Annotated in this window: 23 protein-coding genes; 10 read left to right on the top strand and 13 right to left on the bottom strand. The window is 69.8% G+C overall.

What is annotated here, in order from left to right; translation table 11 throughout:
* Positions 1-6 precede the first annotated feature (6 nt).
* Both OHT77_RS40735 and OHT77_RS40730 read right to left on the bottom strand, forming a co-directional pair.
* On the bottom strand, positions 7-645 hold the full coding sequence (locus tag OHT77_RS40735) for a DUF6518 family protein (protein WP_328833379.1): 639 nt from the start codon (positions 643-645) through the stop codon (positions 7-9).
* A 78-nt stretch (positions 646-723) separates the two neighbouring features.
* Positions 724-1,455, bottom strand: a complete 732-nt coding sequence (locus tag OHT77_RS40730) for an MgtC/SapB family protein (RefSeq protein WP_328833378.1) — start codon at positions 1,453-1,455, stop codon at positions 724-726.
* Between the two features lie 160 nt (positions 1,456-1,615).
* Here OHT77_RS40730 and OHT77_RS40725 point away from each other — a divergent pair, with 160 nt between their 5' ends.
* The 6 genes from OHT77_RS40725 (at position 1,616) to OHT77_RS40700 (ending at position 7,598) form a co-directional block, all read left to right on the top strand.
* The gene (locus tag OHT77_RS40725) at positions 1,616-2,188 is read left to right on the top strand and encodes a dihydrofolate reductase family protein (protein WP_328833377.1); all 573 of its coding nucleotides are present in this window, start codon (positions 1,616-1,618) and stop codon (positions 2,186-2,188) included.
* Positions 2,189-2,468: 280 nt separating this feature from the next.
* Positions 2,469-5,204, top strand: a complete 2,736-nt coding sequence (locus OHT77_RS40720; RefSeq protein WP_328833376.1) for a ricin-type beta-trefoil lectin domain protein — start codon at positions 2,469-2,471, stop codon at positions 5,202-5,204.
* A 115-nt stretch (positions 5,205-5,319) separates the two neighbouring features.
* On the top strand, positions 5,320-5,775 hold the full coding sequence (locus OHT77_RS40715; RefSeq protein ID WP_328833375.1) for an RpiB/LacA/LacB family sugar-phosphate isomerase: 456 nt from the start codon (positions 5,320-5,322) through the stop codon (positions 5,773-5,775).
* Positions 5,776-5,897: 122 nt separating this feature from the next.
* Entirely contained in the window at positions 5,898-6,068 is a 171-nt protein-coding gene (locus tag OHT77_RS40710; protein ID WP_328833374.1) for a hydrophobic protein, read from the top strand.
* Positions 6,069-6,152: 84 nt separating this feature from the next.
* The gene (locus OHT77_RS40705; RefSeq protein WP_328833373.1) at positions 6,153-6,503 is read left to right on the top strand and encodes a PRC-barrel domain-containing protein; all 351 of its coding nucleotides are present in this window, start codon (positions 6,153-6,155) and stop codon (positions 6,501-6,503) included.
* Positions 6,504-6,668: 165 nt separating this feature from the next.
* Positions 6,669-7,598: an anti-sigma factor RsbA family regulatory protein gene (locus OHT77_RS40700; RefSeq protein ID WP_328833372.1), complete on the top strand. Its 930-nt coding sequence runs from the start codon at positions 6,669-6,671 to the stop codon at positions 7,596-7,598.
* Between the two features lie 4 nt (positions 7,599-7,602).
* Here OHT77_RS40700 and OHT77_RS40695 read toward each other — a convergent pair whose 3' ends face one another.
* The 6 genes from OHT77_RS40695 to OHT77_RS40670 all read right to left on the bottom strand — a co-directional run bounded on the left by OHT77_RS40695 (position 7,603) and on the right by OHT77_RS40670 (position 12,540).
* Positions 7,603-7,965, bottom strand: a complete 363-nt coding sequence (locus tag OHT77_RS40695) for an STAS domain-containing protein (RefSeq protein ID WP_328833371.1) — start codon at positions 7,963-7,965, stop codon at positions 7,603-7,605.
* Entirely contained in the window at positions 7,962-9,257 is a 1,296-nt protein-coding gene (locus OHT77_RS40690) for a PP2C family protein-serine/threonine phosphatase (protein WP_328833370.1), read from the bottom strand. Before OHT77_RS40690 ends, OHT77_RS40695 begins: the two co-directional genes overlap by 4 nt.
* Positions 9,257-10,066 carry an alpha/beta fold hydrolase gene (locus OHT77_RS40685; protein ID WP_328833369.1) on the bottom strand — a complete coding sequence of 270 codons (810 nt, stop codon included), beginning with the start codon at positions 10,064-10,066 and terminating at the stop codon, positions 9,257-9,259. Before OHT77_RS40685 ends, OHT77_RS40690 begins: the two co-directional genes overlap by 1 nt.
* A gap of 63 nt (positions 10,067-10,129) precedes the next feature.
* Positions 10,130-10,576: a hypothetical protein gene (locus tag OHT77_RS40680; protein WP_328833368.1), complete on the bottom strand. Its 447-nt coding sequence runs from the start codon at positions 10,574-10,576 to the stop codon at positions 10,130-10,132.
* Positions 10,577-10,628: 52 nt separating this feature from the next.
* A complete protein-coding gene (locus OHT77_RS40675; RefSeq protein WP_402413535.1) occupies positions 10,629-11,504 on the bottom strand; it encodes an RNA polymerase sigma factor SigF in 876 nt (291 codons plus the stop codon).
* Positions 11,505-11,685: 181 nt separating this feature from the next.
* Positions 11,686-12,540 (bottom strand): DUF1206 domain-containing protein, encoded by an 855-nt coding sequence (locus OHT77_RS40670; protein WP_328833367.1) that lies wholly within the window; start codon positions 12,538-12,540, stop codon positions 11,686-11,688.
* A gap of 208 nt (positions 12,541-12,748) precedes the next feature.
* Here OHT77_RS40670 and dacB point away from each other — a divergent pair, with 208 nt between their 5' ends.
* Both dacB and OHT77_RS40660 read left to right on the top strand, forming a co-directional pair.
* On the top strand, positions 12,749-14,083 hold the full coding sequence (gene dacB / locus OHT77_RS40665; protein WP_328834473.1) for a D-alanyl-D-alanine carboxypeptidase/D-alanyl-D-alanine endopeptidase: 1,335 nt from the start codon (positions 12,749-12,751) through the stop codon (positions 14,081-14,083).
* 222 nt (positions 14,084-14,305) lie between these two features.
* A complete protein-coding gene (locus tag OHT77_RS40660; RefSeq protein ID WP_328833366.1) occupies positions 14,306-14,596 on the top strand; it encodes a DUF6355 family natural product biosynthesis protein in 291 nt (96 codons plus the stop codon).
* Between the two features lie 70 nt (positions 14,597-14,666).
* On the opposite strand, the gene OHT77_RS40655 is transcribed toward OHT77_RS40660, so the two are convergent.
* The 4 genes from OHT77_RS40655 to OHT77_RS40640 form a co-directional block, all read right to left on the bottom strand.
* Positions 14,667-15,653 carry a L,D-transpeptidase gene (locus tag OHT77_RS40655; RefSeq protein ID WP_328833365.1) on the bottom strand — a complete coding sequence of 329 codons (987 nt, stop codon included), beginning with the start codon at positions 15,651-15,653 and terminating at the stop codon, positions 14,667-14,669.
* A 203-nt stretch (positions 15,654-15,856) separates the two neighbouring features.
* Positions 15,857-17,311: a condensation domain-containing protein gene (locus tag OHT77_RS40650; RefSeq protein ID WP_328833364.1), complete on the bottom strand. Its 1,455-nt coding sequence runs from the start codon at positions 17,309-17,311 to the stop codon at positions 15,857-15,859.
* A 314-nt stretch (positions 17,312-17,625) separates the two neighbouring features.
* Positions 17,626-17,760, bottom strand: a complete 135-nt coding sequence (locus tag OHT77_RS40645; protein ID WP_328833362.1) for a hypothetical protein — start codon at positions 17,758-17,760, stop codon at positions 17,626-17,628.
* A 108-nt stretch (positions 17,761-17,868) separates the two neighbouring features.
* Complete coding sequence (locus OHT77_RS40640) at positions 17,869-18,399, bottom strand: hypothetical protein (RefSeq protein ID WP_328833361.1); 531 nt, start codon at positions 18,397-18,399, stop codon at positions 17,869-17,871.
* A gap of 427 nt (positions 18,400-18,826) precedes the next feature.
* Between OHT77_RS40640 and OHT77_RS40635 the strand changes: the two genes are divergently transcribed.
* Complete coding sequence (locus tag OHT77_RS40635) at positions 18,827-19,489, top strand: fasciclin domain-containing protein (RefSeq protein ID WP_328833360.1); 663 nt, start codon at positions 18,827-18,829, stop codon at positions 19,487-19,489.
* 218 nt (positions 19,490-19,707) lie between these two features.
* On the top strand, positions 19,708-20,238 hold the full coding sequence (locus OHT77_RS40630) for an SRPBCC family protein (RefSeq protein ID WP_328833359.1): 531 nt from the start codon (positions 19,708-19,710) through the stop codon (positions 20,236-20,238).
* Positions 20,239-20,322: 84 nt separating this feature from the next.
* Here OHT77_RS40630 and OHT77_RS40625 read toward each other — a convergent pair whose 3' ends face one another.
* A complete protein-coding gene (locus OHT77_RS40625; RefSeq protein ID WP_328833358.1) occupies positions 20,323-21,918 on the bottom strand; it encodes a redoxin domain-containing protein in 1,596 nt (531 codons plus the stop codon).
* Positions 21,919-22,102: the final 184 nt, after the last annotated feature.

Here is a 22,102-nt window from a genome sequence, read left to right as displayed (position 1 = left end):
GCCGGTTCACACCGAACCGAGCAGGCCGTCGAGGATCCCCTTCTCGGCGAGGTAGAAGACGAGACCGCCGACGGGTGCGAGCACGGCGCACAGCCAGGCGCGCCGCACTCCGGCGCGCGTCAGGTAGCCGGTCAGGAGAGCGACGAGCAGCGCGCCGACGACCAGGAACGCGGTCGCGTCGTCCCAGTAGTGGAGGGTCAGACCCAGCCAGAGCGCCTCACCCAGCACCACCATCGCGACGACCGCCCCGGCCACCGGCCGCACACGCTCCGGCCCGCGCCGCACGGTCCACCCGGCCCACGCCAGCAGCGGCCCGCCGGCCAGCCCCGCGACCGACCACACGGCGGCGCTGCCGAGCCCGCCGGTCCCGAAGGTGTCCCCGAGCGTGGAGGCCGTGTAGTAGCCGACGCAGGTGGCGAGCATCATCAGCGCCCCGCCCCAGACGGCGAGCGGCCGGGACCGGATCAGGGCACCGGCCGCGGCGGTCCAGATGATCCAGGCGGACACCGAGTTGGTCGCCCGCTCCAGCAGGGGTGTCGTGCCGTGCAAGGTGTACGTCGCCCAGCCGAGCAGCAGCCCGAAGGCCGCGGTCGCGGTGAGGACGGTGACGGGGGTGTCCCGAGGGGACGCGGTCGCGGTTGCCATGACCCGGGACTATACACGCGACGTATACGCACGATGTATAGCCGGAGACAGGCCTGTCCGCTTCATCCGGTACGCGCTCTATTCGTCGTCCGTGGCGGCCGTCAGCTCGACCTCTGTCACGCCGTCGTTCTGGAACAGCTCGGACGTCAGCTGCCCGGCGTCGGCGGTGCCTTCGAGCCGGAGCAGGACCTGTGCGGCCGGATCGGCGCGCTCGGGCAGCCGGTCGACCTTGACCTCGTGGATGCGGAAACCCCGCCGCGTGCAGGTCTCCATCAGCTGAGGCAGCAGCGCCGTGCCGGTGCGGTAGGTCAGCCGTACCTCGAAGGTCGCCGGGTCGACGCCGGGTGCCAGGTGCGCGAAGAGCCGGGGGTAGCCGCGTACGACGAGGAAGTGCACGGCGGTGGTGGCCAGCGCCAGTATCGGCAGGCCGCCGCCGCAGGCCATGCCGACGGCGCAGGTCAGCCAGATGGTGGCGGCGGTCGTCAGCCCGCGCACCGCGTCCCGGCGTACGAAGATCAGGCCGCCGCCGATGAAGCCGATACCGGAGACGATCTGGGCCGCGACGCGCGACGGGTCGAAGGAGACGTTGTCCAGGCCGAGGACGTTCGTGAAGCCGTGCTGGGAGACCTCCATCATCAGCGCGCTCGCGATCCCGACCAGGGTGTGCGTGCGCAGCCCGGCGCTCTTCTGCTGTGCCGCGCGCTCCCAGCCGATCAGGGTCGACAGCAGCAGCGCGAGCCCCAGTTCGGCGAGTTGGCGCAGCCCCTGCCCATTGCTCACGTCCCACATCGGGACCGCGAGTCCGGCCATGCGGGATCTCCCTTCCTGCTCCTTGTCACGACATTGTCCCTACCCGGATGCGCGAGACCATTCCCACCCGACAACTTCCTCCGCCTTGACAATTTTTTTTGTCGGCTGGATCCTGGAGTGGTCCGCACACAGAGCACCCGTCCACCCCGAGGACCCCACCATGCGCACCCTGATCAGCACCGCCTTCCTCTCCCTCGACGGCGTCATGGAGGCCCCGGGCGGCGAGCCCGGCTACCGCAACGCCGGATGGACCTTCAAGGACGTCGACTTCCTGCCGGAGGCCTTCGACATCAAGGGGCGCGAGCAGCTGGAGTCCACGGCGATCCTGATGGGCCGGACCAGCTACGAGGCGTTCAGCCCGGTGTGGCCGGGCATGGAGGAGTTCGCCCACTACAACAGCCTGCCGAAGTACGTCGTCTCCACCACGCTCACCGACGACGACCTCGTGCCGAACTGGGGCGAGACCACGATCCTGCGCTCGCTCGACGAGGTCGCCGCCCTCAAGGAGACCGACGGCGGCCCGATCACCGTGCACGGCAGCGCCGCCCTGAACCACGGCCTCGCGGACGCCGGTCTGGTCGACCGCTACCACCTGCTCGTCTACCCACTGCTGCTCGGCGCCGGGAAGCGGCTGTTCCCCGCGACCGACAAGGACACCCAGAAGCTGAAGCTGGTCGAGCACGCGGTGTACGCCAACGGCCTGCAGCTGAACGTCCTCGACGTCGTCCGCTGACCCCGCTCCGGTCAGCGGGGCGGAAACCGGACAGCGACATGAACGAACAGAACCGAAAGCGGTCCGGGCCCGGATTCAAGAGCAGGTATAGGCCTTGGGGCAAGCCGGGCCTATACCTTGACGATTAGTCAACACGACTCCACACTGTCGCCCAAACCTCCACGGACAGTCGGGACCGCGCCCCGCGTCTGAGAGCGCTCTCTCCAACTGTCCTCACCCCCCGCTGGAGAAGGACGACACCGTGAGAAGAACTCTGAGATGCCTTCTGCCCTTATGGGTCATGGCGCTGGTCGCCGCCCTCTGCTCGGCAGGTGCGCAACCGGCCCTGGCGGCAGCAGCGGCCACCTCGATCACCGTGGACGGCGGCCAGAGCGGCCGGACGTTCGACGGGATCGGCGCGATCAGCGGCGGCGGGGGCAACTCCCGTCTGCTGCGCGACTATCCGCCCGCCCAGCAGTCGCAGATCCTGGACTACCTGTTCAAGCCGGGCTACGGCGCGAACCTCCAGTTGCTCAAGCTGGAGATCGGCGGAGACGCCAACTCGACCGACGGTTCCGAGCCGTCCATCGAGCACACCAAGGGCCAGATCAACTGCGACGCCGGTTACGAGTTCTGGCTCGCCGAGCAGGCCAAGGCCCGCAACCCGAACATCAAGCTGTACGGCCTGGCATGGGCCGCCCCCGGCTGGATCAGCGGCGGCTTCTGGTCCACCGACACCATCAACTACCTGATCTCCTGGCTGGGTTGCGCCAAACAGCACGGTCTGCCGATCAGCTATCTCGGCGGCTGGAACGAGCGGGGTCACGACGCGGCCTGGTACGTCCGGTTGAGGTCCGCGCTCGACAGCGCGGGGTACGGCAGCGTGCAGATCGTCGCCGACGACTCGGGCTGGAGCGTCGCCGACGACATGGCGGCCGACGCGTCGTTCAACAACGCCGTGTCGGTCATCGGCGCCCACTACCCCTGCGCGGGCGGTGACGGCGGCAGCGCCGACACCTGCTCCAGCACCACCACCGCGAAGAACAACGGCCGACCGCTGTGGGCGTCGGAGAACGGCTCCCTGGACATGGACGCCGGAGCACCGGCGCTGATCCGCTCGATCGTGCGCGGCTACGTGGACGCCCGCATGACCGCCTATCTGAACTGGCCGCTGGTCGCGGCCATCTACCCCAACCTGCCCTACGGCACGGTCGGCCTGGCCACCGCGAACTCGCCCTGGTCCGGGAGCTACTCGATCGGCGAGAACACCTGGGCGACCGCGCAGGTCACCCAATTCGCCCAGCCGGGCTGGAAGTTCATCGACTCCGCGTCGGGCTACCTCGGCGGCACCGAGTCCAACGGCACGTACGCCACGCTGAAGTCACCGAACGGGTCGGACTACTCCACGGTCCTTGAGACCACCACCGCGACGGCCGCGCAGACGGTCGACGTCCAGGTGCGGGGCGGTCTTTCCACCGGTGCGGCGCACGTGTGGGCGACCCGGGTCAACAGCCCCAGTGCGGCAACGGACTTCGTGCACACCCAGGACGTCACCCCGACCGGAGGCGCGTACTCGCTGACGCTGCAACCGGGGTGGATCTACACGGTCACCACGACCACCGGCCAGGGCAAGGGCACCGCCACCGGGCCGGCCGCGCACGCCCTCGCGCTGCCGTACACCGACTCCTTCGACAACGATGTCTCCGGGACGGAGGCCACGTATCTGTCCGACATGCAGGGCTCGTTCGAGGCGCGCCCGTGCGCGGACGGCCGTGGCGGGCAGTGTGTGCAGCAGGTGACGCCGGTCAAGCCGATCGAGTGGCAGGACGACTCCGACTCCTTCTCGCTGCTCGGCGATCCGACCTGGACCGACTACACCGTCAAGGCCGATGTGAACCTCCAACAGGCGGGCACGGTCGAGCTGTTGGGCCGGGCCAACACCCAGAACCGCCCGCAGAGCCACCAGGCCGCCTATCTGTTCCGGGTGAGCGACACGGGCGCCTGGTCCCTGGTGAAGAGTTCGGCGGCCGGCACCCTGACCACGCTGCTCTCCGGAACCAGGGCCGCGCTCGGCACGCAAGCGTGGCACACCCTCGCCCTCGGTTTCTCCGGCGACCGGATCACGGTCACCGCGGACGGGGTCAACCTCGGCGCAACCGATGACAGTTCGTATGCGGCGGGCCAGATCGGCATCGGGGTGGTGGGCTACCAGACCGACCAGTTCGACAACCTGTCCGTCACCGCGAACCCGCCAGGCGACCACACCGGCATCCTCAAGGGCCGCCAGTCCGGCCTGTGCGCGGACGTCCCCGGGGCGAGCCGGACCAACGGCACGCAACTCGCCCTCTGGGACTGCAACGGCGGCGCCAACCAGTCCTGGACCCTGACACCCGCGGCCCAACTCACCGTCTACGGCGGCGCGAAGTGCCTGGAGGCCAAGGGCGGGAGCACGGCCGACGGCACCCCCGTGCAGATCGGCGACTGCGACAACTCCGCGGCACAGAAGTGGACGGTGGGCAGCGACGGCAGAGTGGTCAACCCCGCCTCGGGCAAGTGCCTGGACGCCACCGCGGAGGCCACCGCTCCGGGCACCCTGCTGGAGTTGTGGACCTGCACCGGCGGCACCAACCAGAGCTGGCTGCGCGGCGCGGTCGCTGCGCCCCTCAAGGGCCAGGAGTCCGGCCGCTGCGTCGACGTCCCGGGTGCCAACCAGACCAACGGCACCGCGCCCGCCCTGTGGGACTGCAACGGCGGCACGAACCAGACCTGGACGTCCACGACCACCAACCAGCTGACCGTCTACGACTCCAAGTGCCTTGAGGTCACGGGCGGTGCGACCGCCGACGGCAGCCCGGTGGAGATCCGGGACTGCGACGGCGGTGCCGACCAGCAGTGGCGGGTGCGGGCCGACGGCAGTGTCGTCAACGTCGGCTCCGGAAAGTGCCTGGACGCGGTCGGCCACGGCACGGCCAACAGCACGGCACTGGACATCTGGACCTGCACCGGCGGCGCCAACCAGAACTGGCGCCGGTCGTAGCGGTACCGGCCCCCGCCGGGTCGTAGGACCGCGGTTGTCCGTGGCCCGGCGGGGGCCGCTTCCCGCGCGTGCTCCGGGATGGCCCGGCGGTCGTCGGCTGAGTAGCCTCCGGTCCATGCGGATCTCTGTTTCCTCGGACATGGACGAACCTGTGGCGCGGGCGCTCGTCGTGGAGTTGCGCGGCCGGGGTCACGAGGTGGTGGCGCACGGGGCGTTGCGGCCCGGGGACGACCCGCAGTGGGCGGTGTGCTCGGAGGTGGCGGCGCGTGAGGTCGCCGACGGGGTGTCGGACCAGGCGGTCGTGTGCTGCTGGACCGGGACGGGCGCGTCGATCGCCGCGAACAAGGTGCCGGGGGTGCGGGCGGCCCTGTGCGCGGACGCCTACACGGCGGACGGTGCGCGCCGCTGGAACGACGCCAATGTGCTGGCGCTCAGTCTGCGGCTGACGTCCGAGCCGCTGCTCAAGGAGATCCTCGACGCGTGGTTCGCGGCCGAGCCCAGCGCGGACGCCGAGGACCGGGAGAACGTGACCCGCGTCGGACGGCTCGACCTCGACAGGCCCGCCCCGTAGGCCGGTTCGCGGAGCGGAAACACTCCGCGAGCAGGCCTTCTCCTCCCTCCCGCGTTATTTCGCTGCCTCCGGCGCATGAATCATTTCCGGCAGGGCACTCGGACGCCTGGAGGTTGATAAACATGGTTCCCTTGATACTGGTTCTTCTGCTGGCACTGCTTCTTTTCGGTGCCGGATTCGCCATCAAAATTCTTTGGTGGGTCGCCATTGTCGTTCTCGTGCTGTGGCTGCTGGGCTTTGTGGCGCGCTCGACGGGTGCCGGTGGCCGTCGAGGACGCTGGTACCGCTGGTAGCGCATAAATCGCTGCGCGGATATCCACGATTTCGCGGAATTCAACGTTCCCCGATATTTCTCCCATCCTAAAGTGAGGTTTGACATGGCGGACAACATGTGGGATTACCAGGCCGAGTCGGGTCACCAGGCCGGTACCGACCTGACCGGATTCAAGGTCGAGGCGACCGACGGCTCGATCGGCAAGGTCGACAAGCACTCCGAGGACGTCGGCGCGATGTACATCGTCGTGGACACCGGTGTGTGGATCTTCGGCAAGCACGTACTGCTGCCCGTCGGGACGATCGCGTCCATCGACGTCGCGGAGCGGACGATCCACGTCGGCCGCACGAAGGAAGAGATCAAGAACTCCCCGGAGTTCGACAAGGACAAGCACGTGGGTGACGCCGGCTACCACGACCAGGTCGGCGGCTACTACGGGAACCCGCGCACCTGATCGACCCGGCGTACCGCGGGGTGGGGGCACCGACAATCCGTCGGTGCCCCCACCCCGTTTCCGCTGCCCCCGTAGACTGCGGGTGCGGTGACCGTCGTCCGCCTTGTCATCGCACGCCGTGGACATCTCCTGTCCCGGCCCGACAAGGATCGAGGTGGCGGTGCGATGAGTACGGCCACCAGGGGTCGACCGTTCGCGCATCCCGCGCTGTTCTACCGGGGCGAGGAGCAGTACACGGCCGGTACGGTCCCCTTCCTGCGGGAGGGGCTGGCCGCCGGGGAGGCCGTCGCGGTCGCCGTTCCCGGCCCACATCTCGACCTGCTCAGGGCCGGACTCGGAGCGGGTGCCGACAGTGTGCGGTTCCTCGACATCACCGAGGTCGGGCGCAATCCCGGGCGGATCATCCCCGGCGTGCTGCGGGCCTTCGCCGACGCCCATGCCGGCCGCCGGGTGCGGATCGTCGGGGAGCCGATGTGGCCCGGCCGCAGTGCCGTCGAGTACCCGGCGTGCGTGCAGCACGAGGCGCTCATCAACTCCGCGTTCGCCGACCGTGACGTGACGATCCTGTGCCCGTACGACGCGGACCGGCTGGCGCCCGGGGTGCTCGCCGACGCCCGCACCACGCATCCGGTCCTCATCGACGGGGACGCCCAACTGCCCAGCGCCGCCTACGATCCGCAGGGCGCGATCGCCCGCTACAACGAGCCGCTCCCCCATCCGCCGGGTGCCGCGTCCGTCGCGTTCGACGCGGGCGAGCTCCCCAAGTCCCGCTATTTCGCGGTGCAGGAGGCCGAGCGGCTGGGTCTCGCGGGCGTACGGCTGCAGGATCTGACGCTGGCCGTCGCGGAGCTGACCACCAACAGCGTGCTGCACGGCGGCGGTTCGGGGACGCTGCGGATCTGGGCCGAGGACGAGCGGGTCGTCTGCGAGGTGCGGGACCAGGGGCGGTTCATGGACGCGCTGGCCGGCCGTCGACCCGCGTCACGCGACCAACCCGGCGGGCGGGGGCTGCTGTTGGTGCATCACATCGCCGATCTCGTCCGTGTCCACACGGCTCCGGACGGCACCACCATCCGGTTCTACCTGACCCGTTGACGCTTCAGGGGTGTGCGGCAGGCGGTGTCCAGGTCGCTTCCGCCTCCTGCGCGGTGGCGTGGGCGGGGAAGACCCGGTCGAGGCCGACCATCTGGAAGATGCGGCTGATGTGCGCGGGGACCGCCGCCAGCGCGATGGTCGCCCGGGCGGCGAGGGCGTGGTTGCGGGCCGCGAGCAGGGCCGTGATGCCGCTCGAGTCGCAGAACGTGACACCGGCCAGGTCGACGACGAGCTGCTGGCCGTCCTGGAGCGCCAGCCCTGGGAGCAGGTCGCGCACCTCGGAGAAGCTGTCGTAGTCGAGTTCCCCGGCCAGTTCGACGACGGGGCCCGCGGGCGTGGTCCGGGTGCGGATGGCGAGTTGGGTCACGGCTGCTCTTCGCTGGTGGGTCGGGGCACGTTGATGGCGAGGACGGCGGTGTCGTCGTCCACGCCGGTACCGAAGGTGTCGAGCAGGTCGCGGATCGCGGCGACGGCCGCGGAGGCGGTGGTGGGGGCCAGGGCGCGGGCGAAGTCGAGAAGGGCCTCGTCGCCGTAGCGGTCGCCGTCGCCGGTGCGGTCCGGGTGGGTCTCGGTGAGGCCGTCCGTGTGCAGCAGAAGGGTGTCACCGGCGGCCAGGTGCACGGTGGCGGTGGCGATGTGGGCGTCGGGCAGCACGCCGATGAGCTGGCCGCCGGGTGTCTCCACATGGTCGGCGCTGCCGTCGGCGCGCAGCAGCAGGGCCGGGGGGTGGCCGCCGCTGGCGAGGGTGATGCGGAAGCCGCCGCGGTCGCCCTCGGGGGTGAGCAGGCCGAAGACGACGGTGCAGAACCGGGGGTCGTGGCCGTTGTACTCGTGGTTGAGGACGGTGTTGAGGTTGCTGAGGACGGCGGCCGGGTCGGGGTCGTAGACGGCGGCCGCGCGCAGTGTGTAGCGGGCCAGCGAGGTGACGGCCGCCGCCGCGGCGCCCTTGCCGCACACGTCGCCGAGGAACAGCCCCCAGGTGCCGGCGGTGAGCGGGAAGAGGTCGTAGAAGTCGCCGCCGACCATGTCGGTGGAGGCCACGTGGTAGTGCGCGGCGACGTCAAGTCCCGGTACGTTCACGAGAGTTGGGGGCAGCAGGGTCTGCTGGAGGGTGGCGTTGAGGCGCTTGAGCCCCTCGCGTTCGAGTTCCGCCTCCTGCCGGGCGCGCAGCAGTTCCGTCTCGTAGGCGCGGCGGTCGCGGGCGTCGAAGACGGTGGTGCGGATCAGCAGCGGCTGGCCGTCGCCGCCGGTCTTGACGGTGGAGGTGACCAGCACGGGCAGCCGGGTGCCGTCCCTCGCCTTGAGTTCGAGGGCGATGCCGCTGACCTCGCCCTGCATGCGCAGCAGCGGGGCGAAGTGGGTCTCGTGGTAGAGGCGGCCGCCCACGGTCAGCAGGTCGGAGAAGGTCCTGCGGCCGACCAGGTCGCCGTGGTCGTAGCCGAGCCAGTCGAGCAGCGTCGTGTTGATCTTGGCGATGGTGCCGTCCAGCAGGGTGGAGAGGTAGCCGCACGGCGCGTGTTCGTACAGGTCCTCGGCGCTGTCCTCCAGGAGTGCGGAGAACGCCGCGTGGTCGGTACCCGGCTGTTGGCCGGGCGGTGTCCCGTGGTGTCTGTCGGACGGCCGGTGATCGCCGCTCTCGCCGTCGCCGCCGGCACCCATCAGTGCACGGCTCGGACGAAGTCGGTGATCGCGGCGGCCGTTTCCTCGGGGGCGGCGAGCTGCGGGCAGTGCCCGGTCGCGTCCAGGGTGACCAGCCGGCTGCCCGGGATGCGGGACCGCACGAACGCTCCGACCTCCGGGGGCGCTATGGCGTCGACGGAGCACTGGGCGACCAGGGTGGGCACGGTGACCTTCGCGAGGTCCTCGCGGTTGTCGGAGAGGAAGGTGACGCGGGCGAAGACACGGGCGATGTCGGGATCGGTGCGGCAGAAGCTGTTGGTCAACTCCTCGCCCAGTTCCGGGCGTTCGGGGTTGCCCATGATCACCGGTGCCATGGCGCCCGACCAGCCGAGGTAGTTCGCGTCCAGCGATTCCAGGAGTTCGTCGATGTCGTCGGCGCTGAAGCCGCCGCGGTAGCCGGTCGCCGGGTCGTCGATGAAGCACGGCGAGGGGGCGAGCAGCACCAGGCCGGCGAATACGTCCGGTTCGCGGGCGGCGGCGAGGACGCCCATCATCGCGCTCACGGAGTGCCCGACGAACGTGACCGGGCCGAGCGCCAGCTCACTGCAGATCGCGAGCACGTCGTCCGTGTAGCCGTCGAGCGTGGCGTAGCGCTCCGGGCTCCAGGCCGACAGGTCGGACTGTCCCGCGCCCACGTGGTCGAAGACGACCACGGTGAAGTCGCGTTCCAGGAGCGGTACCACCAGCCGCCACATGTGCTGGTCGCAGCCGAACCCGTGCGCCAGCATCACGACCGGCCCTCCGGCCCGGCCCGACACCGTCACATGGTTCCTGCTCCGCGTACCCATGCGGCTCATCCTCACAGACCGCTGCCCGCTCCACCCGTCGTGCCCACTCCGTGGCGGCGTGATTCAGGCCTGCTTCGGCTTGCCGAGGGACCAGCCGGAGACGTCCGTGAGCCGTCCGCGCCACAGGGGCATGACGACGGTCCCGCCGCCTCCGGCGACCCCGGTGGCGTCGCGCAGGTGGATCCACTGCGGCAGGCGCTGCGGGACGGGTCCGCCCTGCCGGTCCTCGACGACCTCGTCGACCTGCTGCGGGAACCGCTCCAGCAGCTGGGCGCCGGAGCCCTCCATGCCGTGCAGGCTGCGTGCCCAGTCGGTGGTCCACGCCTCGTGGGAGATGAGGTCGCCGTGGAGGAAGGCTCCTCCGACGGTGAGGGTGACGGGCAGGGCTGCCTGCGGGTCCTGGGCGATCAGCCGTACCAGCAGCTGGAGCTGGAGGTCGGGGACCGGCTCCGTCACGATCGGTGCGGCGGGCTGGTGCAGGGGATCGTGGTCGGTGCTCGTGGTGCTCATGCGGAGTGATCCTTTCGGGGCCGCGCGAGGTGGAAGCTGTCGGGCGGGGGGATCACGTGGGGAGCAGGCCGGTCTTCAGCTTGGCGAGGGTGCGGTTGAGCAGGCGGGAGATGTGCATCTGCGAGAGGTTCAGCTCGCGGCCGATCTCCGCCTGGGTCAGCTCCTGGCCGAAGCGCATCTCGATGATGGTGCGCTCCCTCGGGTCGAGCTGCTGGAGCAGCGGGGCGAGGGTGTGCAGGTCCTCGAAGAGTTCCATCGCCGGGTCGTCGTCACCCATCGTGTCGGCGTACTTCGGCGCGCTGTCGGCCTCGTCGTCGCCGCTCGGGGTGTCGATGGAGCCGGCGACGTAGCCGTTCGCGGCGACCAGGCCCTCGATGATCTCGTCCTCGGACAGCTCCAGGTGGGCGGCGAGTTCCTTGACCGTGGGGGTGCGGCCCAGCTCGGTGGCGAGGGTCTCCTTGCTCTTCGCGAGGTCGACCCGGAGTTCCTGGAGGCGGCGCGGGACGTGTACGGCCCAGGTGGTGTCGCGGAAGAACCGCTTGATCTCACCGAGGATGTAGGGGATCGCGAAGGAGGTGAACTCGACCTCGCGGGTCAGGTCGAACCGGTCGATGGCCTTGATCAGCCCGATCGTGCCGACCTGGATGACGTCCTCCATGTCGCCGCTGCCCCGGTTGCGGAACCGGCGCGCCGCGAAGGACACGAGGGAGAGGTTCATCTCGATGAGGGTGTTCCGCGCGTACTGGTGCTCGCGGGTGCCCTCCTCCAGCTCCTGGAGCCGGTCGAGGAAGAGCTTGGACAGCGCGCGGGCGTCCTTGGGAGCGACCTTGGCCCCGTCCTCGATCCACGGAAGGTCGTCGATGACCTCCGGGGCTCCCGTGCGGACAGGAGCAGTTGCCTCGAGGGCGTTCACGGAGGAAGCCACGATGCCGCCTTAGCTGGAGAACAGGACGAACGTCGCGTGCCCCCTTCCGGCCCATGCATGTCTCCCTGGACCTCACAATTCCGCAGTGGCCCCGAAAACTTTCCCGCGAGCCACCGCCGTCGCGTGAATACCTCCTGGTTTCACGCCATTTCACATGGTCTACGACGCTGTCGTGCGCCAGGGTTCACAGGCGCCGCCAGCGCGCCGAAGCGAAGGAGAAGCCGCCGAAGAGGACCAGCCCGACGGCGACGGCGACCAGCAGCCACGGCCCGGCCGGGGTGTGCGCGAAGGTGCGCAGGGTCGCGTCCATGCCCTTGGCCTGATGCGGGTCGAAGCGGATCGCGGCCACCAGCGCGAACACACCCACCCCGGCGAACACGGCACCGCGCGCGGCACCACCGCCCACACCCAGCACGGTGACGACCTGCCGCACCCGGCGGCTCATCCGCCCGGTCTCCAGCTTCCGCAGGAAGCGCCGCATCAGGGCACGCACCGCGAGGACCACGCCGACGCCGATCAGGACGCAGCCGACGAGACCCACCAGCCACTGCCCGCCCGGCCACTTCAGCGCCGAGGCGGTCCAGTCCTGCGACTTGGCGTCGCTGCCGGACGAGCCGCCGGTGCCGGCCGCGAAGGACGCCGTACCCCAGCAGACGAAGCCGTAGAACACCGCCCGGCCGGCGTTCATCAGGCGTGAACCGACCTTTTTCTTCGGGCCGTTGGCGAGGAGTGCCTCGGAGGCGCGCCAGATGGTCATGCAGCCGAAGCCGATGACGAGCAGCCACAGCATCACCTTGCCGAAGGGCTGCGCGGCGACCTGTTGCAACGCGCCCTGCCGGTCCGCCTCGCGGCCCCCGCCGCCGAACGCGATCTGCAGGGCGAGGGCGCCGACGAGGACGTAGACGACGCCGCGTGCGACGAATCCGGCGCGGCCGGTGACGGCCAGCGCCTGCTTTCCCTCGGCCTGCCCCGGCGCGTGGTTCCGCGCGGTGGAACTCGCCCTCCGCAGGCCCCACTTGTGCGTGTGCGACGAGGTCATGATGCCTTCCCGGTGACGCCGGACGGTCCGGAACGCGGACGCTCGGTGCACGTCCCGTACTGTCGCGTGCCCCCTGCGGGCACTTCGATGTGCGTCAGGGGCACGGCATGGCCGATCGCCCGGCGACGGAACCCTCGGAACTGTTAGTTTCCTTTGCGTGATCCATTGGATCTTGTCCCCCACCTCCACACCCCGCGGCGAGGCCTACATGCCCAACTCCCCCTCCGTAGACGGCATCAGCGGACGCCACCGCAAGAGCAGACCCGTCAGTCCGGCGCTCCGCCGCGCCGCCGTCATCGTCGTGGCCGCTCCCGTCGCCGGCACGATCCTGTTCGGCGGCTCCGCCTTCGCCGCAGGGCAGACCGCGGGCACGTCCGACACCGCGACGCTCGACCCGGCGGAGCAGAAGATCGCGGACAATCTCGACGCCCGGGTCCAGGACACGCGTCTGGGCAGCACGTTCAGCGGTGTCGTCATCGACTCCACGGAGAAGACGCCGATCTGGGGCCATGACGCGACCACGGCGCTGATGCCCGCGTCCAACACCAAACTCGGCACGTCCACGGCCGCGTTGACGATCCTCGGCCCCGACCACCACTTCACGACGAAGGTCGTCTACGACAACGGCACCCTCACCCTGGTCGGTGGCGGGGACCGTACCCTGACCACCGCCGACCTCACCGCGATGGCGACAACTGCCGTGGCGGGCCTGAAGAACGCGGGCCTGACGTCGGTGAAGGTGGCGGTCGACGACAGCCTCTTCCCCGAGCCCACGCTCGCCACCGGCTGGAACGACGGCTACTACCCCGACTCCATCGCGCCGGTACGGGCGCTCGTGGTGGACGGCCGCCATGTCACGGACACGTCGCTGGACGCCGGTCAGATCTTCGCGAAGCTCGTCGCGCGGCAGGGGGTGACGGTCACCGGGACCGTCGCGCACGCCACCGCGGGCACCGGCGCCGTCCCCGTGGCGCAGCACGACTCCGCGGCGCTGTCGGCGATCGTGGAGCACATGCTCAAGGTGAGTGACAACGATTTCGCCGAGACCCTGCTCCGGATGACCGCGCTGGCCGCCGGCCGCCCGGCCACCTTCGAGGACGGCACGGCGGTCGTCCGCGAGGTCCTCACGCGGTACGGCATATCGCTGACCAACTACGAGATCCACGACGGCAGCGGGCTGTCCCGCTCGAACCGGATCCCGGCCCGGACGATCGCCGACATCCTCGACGTGGCCGACGACCCGGCCAACGCCCCGACTCTGAAGTACATCGTGGACGGGCTGCCCGTCTCGGGCGAGGCGGGTTCGACGCTGGGCCCGGAGTGGGGCCGCTTCGACACCGCGGACTCGAAGTGCGCCGTGGGGAAGGTCAGCGCCAAGACGGGCACGCTCACCGGCGCGATCGCGCTGAGCGGCCTGACGAAGGCCGAGGACGGGCGCTGGAAGATCTTCTCGTTCATCGAGAACAACTCCACGGCCGCCCCGGACGCCACGAAGGACGCCCTCGACGGTCTCGCGGCCACGGTCAACGGCTGCTGGGCGTAGCCGGCCGGCACACCTCACGACGACCGGTTCCGTGCGGCGGCGATCCATGCGGTCCCGCCGCCGGAACCATCCGATCGACGGAGCGACAAATCGATTCGCCGGGTGAACGCGCCGGCATCCGACCGGCCCCGCCGGTCACCGCGGCGATCCTGGAACGGCTGTCCGCCGATCCACGGCGACAGCCCTTCCAGGACCGACCTCTCCCCTGACCAAGGAGTCCCTTTGCGTCTTCGTCGTACGGTGACCAGCGCCCTCGGTGCCGCCGCCCTCGTGCTCACCTCGCTGGGCGCGGTGGCCGCCGCGAGCCCCGCCGCCTCGGGCGAGCCCTGCGGTTTCTACGAGACCGGGTCCGACGCCTTCTACCGCCACTGCACCACCGACGGCTCGCAGGTCGTCATCAAGGTGGAGGTCGCCCGGGCGCGCGACTACGAGCGGTGTGTGGCGCGGGGCACGACCTGGCTGGGCTCCGCCCGCAAGATCCAGGGCGCCCACTACACGGGCCGCACCTGCTGACACCGGTCCGCATACGGCTCAGGGCCGCCCGTCTCGCGATGGGCGGCCCTGAGTTCGTCGGAGCGGTGCGTCACAGCGCGGCGGTCGCCCCCTCGCCGGAACCGCTGCCCGCGAGCCACTGGGACCAGTCGAGGTTGAAGTCGGCGTAACCGTTGTCGGCCGGGGCCTTGCCGCGGGGCGAGCCGGTGATCGTGATGGGGTCGCCCTGCTTGACCTGGCCGTAGAACCACTTGGCGTCCGACAGCGACAGGTGGACGCAGCCGTGCGAGCCGCGGGCACTGCCGGTGCCGGGGTTCGGGTCGCCGGTCGAGTAGTGCACGTAGGTGCCGGACTGGGTGAGGTGGATGTCCCAGGGCAGCGTCAGGTCGTAGTAGTTGGGGCTGCCCTTGTCGCAGCTGATGCCGACGCTGCAGGAGGTCATGTGGACCTTCTCCTGCTTGTCGATGACGGCCATGGTGCCGTCCCAGGTCGGGTACTGGGCGCTGCCCGCGTTGATCGACAGGGTGCGCACGGCCTGGCCGTTCTTGGTCACCTTCATGGTGTGATCGGTGACCGAGACATCGGCGCGGACGTCGTCGCCGACCTTGAAGGTGTGGGTGTAGTTGTGCACGCCGTAGCGGCCGTTGCCGTTGCTGACGCCCGTCATGTCGGCGTCGATCTTCACGGTCGTGCCGGAGGGCCAGTACGTCTTCGGGCGCCAGTCGGCGCGCTTGTCGCCCATCCAGTGCCAGGCGCCGACCACCGACTGCGAGGCGCTGACCTTCATGTGCTTCTCGACGGTGGCACGCGCCTTGGCGGACACCGGGTTGGTGAAGATCACCGAGATCGGCATGGCCACGCCGACCGTGGTGCCGGTCTGCGGGGTGATCGTGTCCAGCAGCATCGGCGGGCCGGCGGGTTTCGTCGGCGACGGAGAGGTGCTCACGGTCGGCTTGTCCGACGCCTTCGCGTCGCCGCCGCTCGCCTTGTCGCTGCCACCCCCGCCGCAGGCACTCGCGCCCACCAGCACCGCACCCGTGACGAGTGCGATCCCTATGCTGCCCTTGCGCCGTCCCACGACGTGCCCCACTCTCTCTTGGTTCCCCGGCCCTGACGGGCCCGACTCACTGTCAGACAGCGACTGCGGGGGCGGCAGTTGCGTGCGGCGCGTAAAGCGTGTCTCAAGATTCGGTACGCACCGGGTGACCCGGGTCCGTCAGCACTCCGCGTCACCGGACGTCACTCCCCGGCCACGGCCTCCGCCGTCTCTCCCCCTCGCTCCTACCTTGAATACGCGCGGGTATGCAGAAACTCCCAATCGCCGTTCCGCTGGACCGGGATCGTGCCGCAGCGTGAGATCTCCAGCAGGACGCGGCGCAGCCTCCGGCGGAGGTCCGTCATCGTGCGGCGGGACTGCGGTGTGTCGGCGTAGATCGAGTTGATGTGCAGGCCTGAGGTGTCCCGCTGGAACCAGGAGGAGGTCCCGTTGGAGCGGGACGCCCAGACGTGCGCCGTGGGCCGCCAGTCCTCGTGGTGCTCCGCGCCCGGGCACTTGCGCATGTCGACGTAGGAGAAGAAGTTCACCGGGAACGGCCAGGTGCGCAGCGCGAACTCGTCCGGCGCGAGCAGTTCCCACACCCGGACGAACGGTACGTCGACGCTGCGCAGCATCTCCGCGAAGCCGGCCCGCACGTTCGCCAGCACGTCGGCGAAGTCCTCGTCCTCGGCGACGGAGAACTCGATGGGCATGGTGTTCACGAACCAGCCCATCGAGTGCAGCCAGTCGCCCCGGCCGCGTTCGCTGACCGGCATCAGCCCGCGGTAGACCCCGGGACCGCCCGCCTGCCGCAGCGCGATCGCCACGGCGGCCAGCACCCCCATGAACGCCTTCCCGCCGACGGCGAGGCAGCGGCTCTCCAGATCGGCGGTCTGCCGGGCGTCGAGCAGCGGGCCCGCCTCGTTGACCGTGGGATAGGTGCGGCCGGGCTCGATGCCGAGGTCGAGCGGGAATCTCGGGAAGAACTCTCCGTTCCGCGCGATGAACGACTTCCAGTAGTCCAGCCGGCTGTCCGACTCGCTGATGGAGAGATAGTGGTGGCGTTGTTCCTGCGCGAAGTCCAGATAACTTCCGGCCGTCGGGAGTACGACGTCACGTCCGGCCGCATAAGAGGCGTACGCGGTGCGGACGTCGCTGACCACGTTCGGCATCGACATTCCGTCGCACACGATGTGGTCGAAAGCGAGATACACCGTCGAGACGTCGTCCCGGACCACGGCCCCCATCAGGAACAGCGGCCACGAAAGCGTGTCGATCCGCTCTTTGAAACCGTCGCCCAGGAACGTCCGGAGTTCCTCGGTGGATTCGAATTCCCCTACGTCGACGGCGATCAGCCCGATGTCCTCAGGCCGCAGCGGTTCGCACGCCAACTCCCCCGCCAGGCGCCGGAATTCGCACCGGAGCACTTCATGCCGCCGGGCGAAGTGCAGCAGGGCGGACTCCAGTGCCCGCCGGTCGAGGGCGCCCGGCACCTCGAACGTGACCGCGAGCCAGGACGAGAACTCGTCGTCCTCGCGCCGCCCTTCCTCGGCCACGGTGAAGTGCTTGTCCTGGTTGAACGAGGCCCGCCTGACCGGCCCTTCACCACCGCCGCCACCCCGCTCCCCCGTCCGATGAAGCCGCCACTCCACCAACCGCCCGGGCGCCAAGTCGAGCGCCTCCAGGGGAAACTGCCTCATACCGACTCTCCCGCCACCTAAGAACAACTCTCCGGACGGGTAACGACCGTGAGTGCCTGCCGTGTCGCCCCTGGCCGAGGAGGCTCAGGGTGTGGTCGGGACGCGGTCGCCGTGGCCGGTACTGGTGGTTGTGCTCCAGTGCTCGTCGATGACGGCGGTGGTGCGGGCTGTGAGGTCGTAGCGGGGCCGGCCCGGGACGCCGTCGCGGATGAACGCGGTCCACGCCGCGTGTGTGCGGTCCGCCAGGTCGGAGCATCGGCGAGGCGGGAAGGCCGAACCCGGCCGGGAGAGCGCGGAGTTGAGCCCGCCCGCGACTACGGCTCGCTCTGGGAGGACGTGGTGCGCCGCGTCATGCAGGGCGCTTCGAGGGAGTCGGTCTTCTCAGTCGTGAGGGTGATGTCGAGCGTGGTGCCGGCGTCCGCGAGGTGGTGCGGCTTGGTCGCGCCCATGATCCGGGCAGTGGCCACCTGGTTCGCCGGTGCAGGGACCCGTCCGCGGCGCCCGTCCCCTGAAGAGTCGTGGCGGTCGGCGTCTCCGACATGTGCCGTTCCGCGCGCTCATAGGGAGCCGGTCTCCCCCGTCTCCACGAATCGGGTCACGGACCTGCGGATGAGATCAAGGAACTCGGGCAGGTCCTCGGCGACTTTGTCGAACTGTCCCTCGTCCACGGCGGCCGTCCGGGACCGGTGGATCGCGCCGCCCCAGTCGGCGACGTACAGGCGGCCCCCTCCGTCGGAGCCGATCACCATGCCGAGCGGGTCGTCGGCGGCCGGGATCGCGACATCGCCGTCCTCCGCCAGCTGGTCCAGGACGTCTCGCGCCGCGTGGATGAAGTAGCCGTTGCCGACGTCGGACAGGACGACCTCGCCGATGGACGCGTAGAACGTCCGCAACTCCTCGAACCCCAGGGTCTCGCGGGCGTACTCGCGGGCGGCCCGGCGATCGTCGTCATCGGCGACGCGGATCTCGTTACGGCCGGGGGGATATCCGTGTGTCTCCTCGAAGGCGACCACCATCGCGCCGACCGCGTCCGTGATCTCCTCGCGCCAACGGGACAACCAGGCGGCCGAGTACGGGGGTTGGTCCATGGTCCGGATCATTTCACCTCGCCCGGGCGAGGGTTGCCGGGGTGGGTGAGCGGGGTGCGGCGCCCTGCCGGTCGTGCGGCGCGCGGCGCGATTGATCTCCCGGAGGGGCCTGACCCCTTTCGCCAATTCCTCGGATACGGCAATTCCACAAGCCCGTATATCCGTAGCCGCTCTGCCCGCGGATTGGTCTGGGAGAAAGTTTCATCAGATCGGGCAAACGGCCAATCCGCCGGGCTTTCGGAACCGGATTCCCCACGTGACCGACGACGAGCAGATCCCCCGGTCCGGAATGCGCACGGTGCGGTTTTCGCACGGCGGTTCCGGTACGTCGGCGCGGGCCTCTCGACGCGTCGGCCCGGCTGACCACGAACGACCTTTCTCACCCCCCTCTGCCGGCACGTGCCGCACGAGCAACAGGAGAAACACCATGACCACCCGCATCCGTATGCGCCGTACCGCCGTCGTCCTCGCCGCCTCCGCGGTGCTCCCGCTGGCCCTCAGCGCCTGCGGCAGCGGCGGCAGCGACTCCGCGAAGTCCGACGCCTCCACCAAGGCGTCCTCGACCGCGACCGCCGCCGACAACGGCATGACCGGTGCCGGTGCGACGATGTCCGGTCAGCCCTTCGGTACGGGGTGTGCCGCCGTGCCGAAGAGCGGCTCCGGTTCCTTCGACGGCATGGCTCAGGACCCGGTGGCCACCGCCGCGTCCAACAACCCCGCGCTGTCGACGCTGGTGGCCGCGGTGAAGAAGGCCGGTCTGGTCGACACCCTCAACAACGCCCAGAACATCACCGTGTTCGCGCCGACCAACGACGCCTTCGCGAAGATCCCGAAGGCCACCCTGGACAAGGTCCTCAACGACAAGGCCCAGCTGACGAAGATCCTCACCTACCACGTCGTGGGTCAGCCGCTCACCCCCAAGGACCTGGAGAAGGGCTCCTTCACCACGCTGGAGAAGTCCAAGCTGACCACGGCCGGTTCCGGTGAGTCCTACACCGTCAACGGCACGTCCAAGGTCGTCTGCGGTGACGTCAAGACCTCCAACGCCACCGTCTACATCGTCGACACCGTCCTGATGCCCACCAGCTGACGGACCACCAGCAGGCCGGGTTCCTGATGTCACGGCGCCCGGCCGTACGGCTCCTGTGACGGGGAAACGGGAGACAGTGAGGGGCGAGGCGCCGATGGCCTCGCCCCTCATTGCTGCGCGCCTTTCACCTCGGTCACCCCCCGCACCGCACCACCCCCCGACGACCTGCCATGATTCTTACTCATCAGTAGCTTCATGTTCCGGCGAGAGGCAGTCCCGTGGTCCGTCTGTTCACCGTGAGTGGGAGCATCGTCGTCGGCGTCTCCCCCGAGGCCGTCTACCAGGCCGTGAGCCGTCCCGGCGACATGGGTCGCTGGAGCCCCGAGAACCTGGGGACGACGGCCGACTCGGCGGGCGGGGAGGCCGCGACGCTGGGCACCACGTTCGTCGGGCGCAACAAGCGGGGCCGGTTCCGCTGGGTGACGCGGTGCACGGTCACCGCGGCCGATCCCGGCCGGCGTTTCGCCTTCCGCGTCCATGCGATCGGACGCCGCCGTCCGCGGCTGCGCGGTCCGATCGCCAGCTGGGAGTACCGCTTCGAACCCGTCGCCGAGGGGACCCGGGTGACGGAGACCTGGACCGATGACCGGCGCGCCTGGCCGACGTTCGTGGCCAACGCCTTTGACCGTGCGGTCACTTCAGGCAAGACGTTCGCCGACTACCAGTCCCGCAACATCGAGACGACCCTGCGCAACCTCAAGCGGGAGCTGGAGCTGGAGCAGTCCCAGGGGCAGGGACACACCGCGTGAACGCCTTCCGCCCCAGGCACCTGAAGTGGCCTGGGGCGGAAGGCGGTTGAGTTGTGTGGCGGGAGGCTGTTCAGCCCGGACGGCTCATCCGAAGGTGAAGGAGTACGCCTGGATGCCGGGCGTGAACCGGAGTTCCAGATGCGCGGTGCGGGCCGTGTCGTCGTCGACGAGCCGGTGCAGGGTGGGTGTTCCCTCGACCTGGATCGTCTTCACGACCTTGCCGTCGACCAGGACGCTGACCGAACCCTTGCCCGCGAGAACGACGTTGGCGTTCTTCGCCCGGTAGGTGAAGGCGAGCCGTGCGTGGTCGCCCGCCGTGAAGTACTGGTAGCCGGCCGTCCACGTGCCGTCCAGGGAGAGCCTGTTGACCGGGACGTCGCTGGCGAACCGGTAGGCCTTGGGCTTGTCGTGCAGCAGCGGGTCACCGACGTAGCCGCTGATGCGCAGGTTGCTCAGATAGGTCTCCGGAGTGCGGCCCTTCGTGAGCTGCGTGTCCTTCTGGTCGGTCGTCGGGGGCAGTTGGACGTTGGGGTTCGCCTGCTTGAGCAGCGTGCGGATCAGGTTCTCGGTCTGCGCGTACTGTCCCTCGCCGAACTTGAAGTAGCGCACGGTGCCGTTGGCGTCGATCAGGTACTTGGCGGGCCAGTACCGGTTGCGGTAGTTGTCCCAGGTGGTCAGCTTGTTGTCGAGGGCGACCGGATAGGTGACGCCCAACTTCCGTGACTGGTCGGCCACGTTGGACGCGTTCTTCTCGAAGGCGAACTCCGGCGAATGGACCCCGATGATCTCGAGACCGGCGCTCTTGTAGGCGCGGTTCCATGCCTCGATGTGCGGCAGGCTGCGCTGGCAGTTGATGCACGAGTAGGTCCAGAAGTCGACCAGTACGACCTTGCCGTGCTCCTTCTTCAGGTCGACCGGCCGGCCACCGGTGGTGTTGAGCCACTTCGTGATCCCGGCGATGGCGGGCGCCTGCCCGCAGGAGCGCAGTTCGTCGACGCCGTCCGCGCAGCGCGACAGTTCCTTGTTGGAGTTGTCGTACAGGCCCGAAAGCTGCTGCCGGGCTACGGAGTTGTCCTCGACCTTCTTCTGCGCCGCCGAGGTGTAGTCCGGCAGCGCCCGCTGGATCGCGTCGGTGACGTTGAAAGCCAGGGCGAGCGCGAGGGCCATCATCAGGCAGCCCGCCACGATCCGCAGGCTCCGGGCCCGCTTGCGGAAAGCGGTGATCCGCTCGGCCACGCGTCGTCCGGCGAGCGCGAACACCAGCAGGGGCAGCGCCGTGCCGACAGCGAAGGAGACCGTCAACGCGACGATGCCCAGGTTGAGTTCACCGCGTGCGCCGGCCACGGTGATGGCCGCCAGCACGGGACCCGCGCAGGGGACGTACAGCAGTCCGAGCCCCAGGCCCAGGAAGAACGCGCTGCCCTCCTTGTTGACCTGCCGCTGCGGAATCCGCGCGAAGGGCCGCTCCAGCAGCCGCTCGACCGGCGGGAAGACCAGGCTCAGCCCGATCAGGACCAGCATCACCAGGCCGATGTACCGCAGGATGTCGTCGGGCAGACCGAGGGCGGAGATGATCGTCACCCCGAGGAGGGTGAAGAAGCTGAAGCTCAGCACGAGCCCCGCGACCACGGCGTACGGCCGCCGGTTGCGCGCCCGCGCGGCCGGTACCGGCCCGGCCACGAGCACGTCCCCGCTCGGCAGCGCCCTCGGCGGAAGCCCCGGCGGTGGCCCCGCGCCGGCTTCACCGGCCTGACCGCCTGGGCCACCCGGTCCGCCAGGTCCGCCTGGGCCACCCGGTCCTCCCGGTCCGCCCGCGAGGAACACCACCGGCAGCACGGGGAGGATGCACGGAGACACCGCGGTG

Origin of the sequence: Streptomyces sp. NBC_00252 (assembly GCF_036187565.1) — a bacterium.
Classification (GTDB): Bacteria; Actinomycetota; Actinomycetes; order Streptomycetales; family Streptomycetaceae; genus Streptomyces.
Note: the sequence above shows the minus strand (reverse complement) of the source record. Positions and strands in the feature narration are given on the sequence as shown.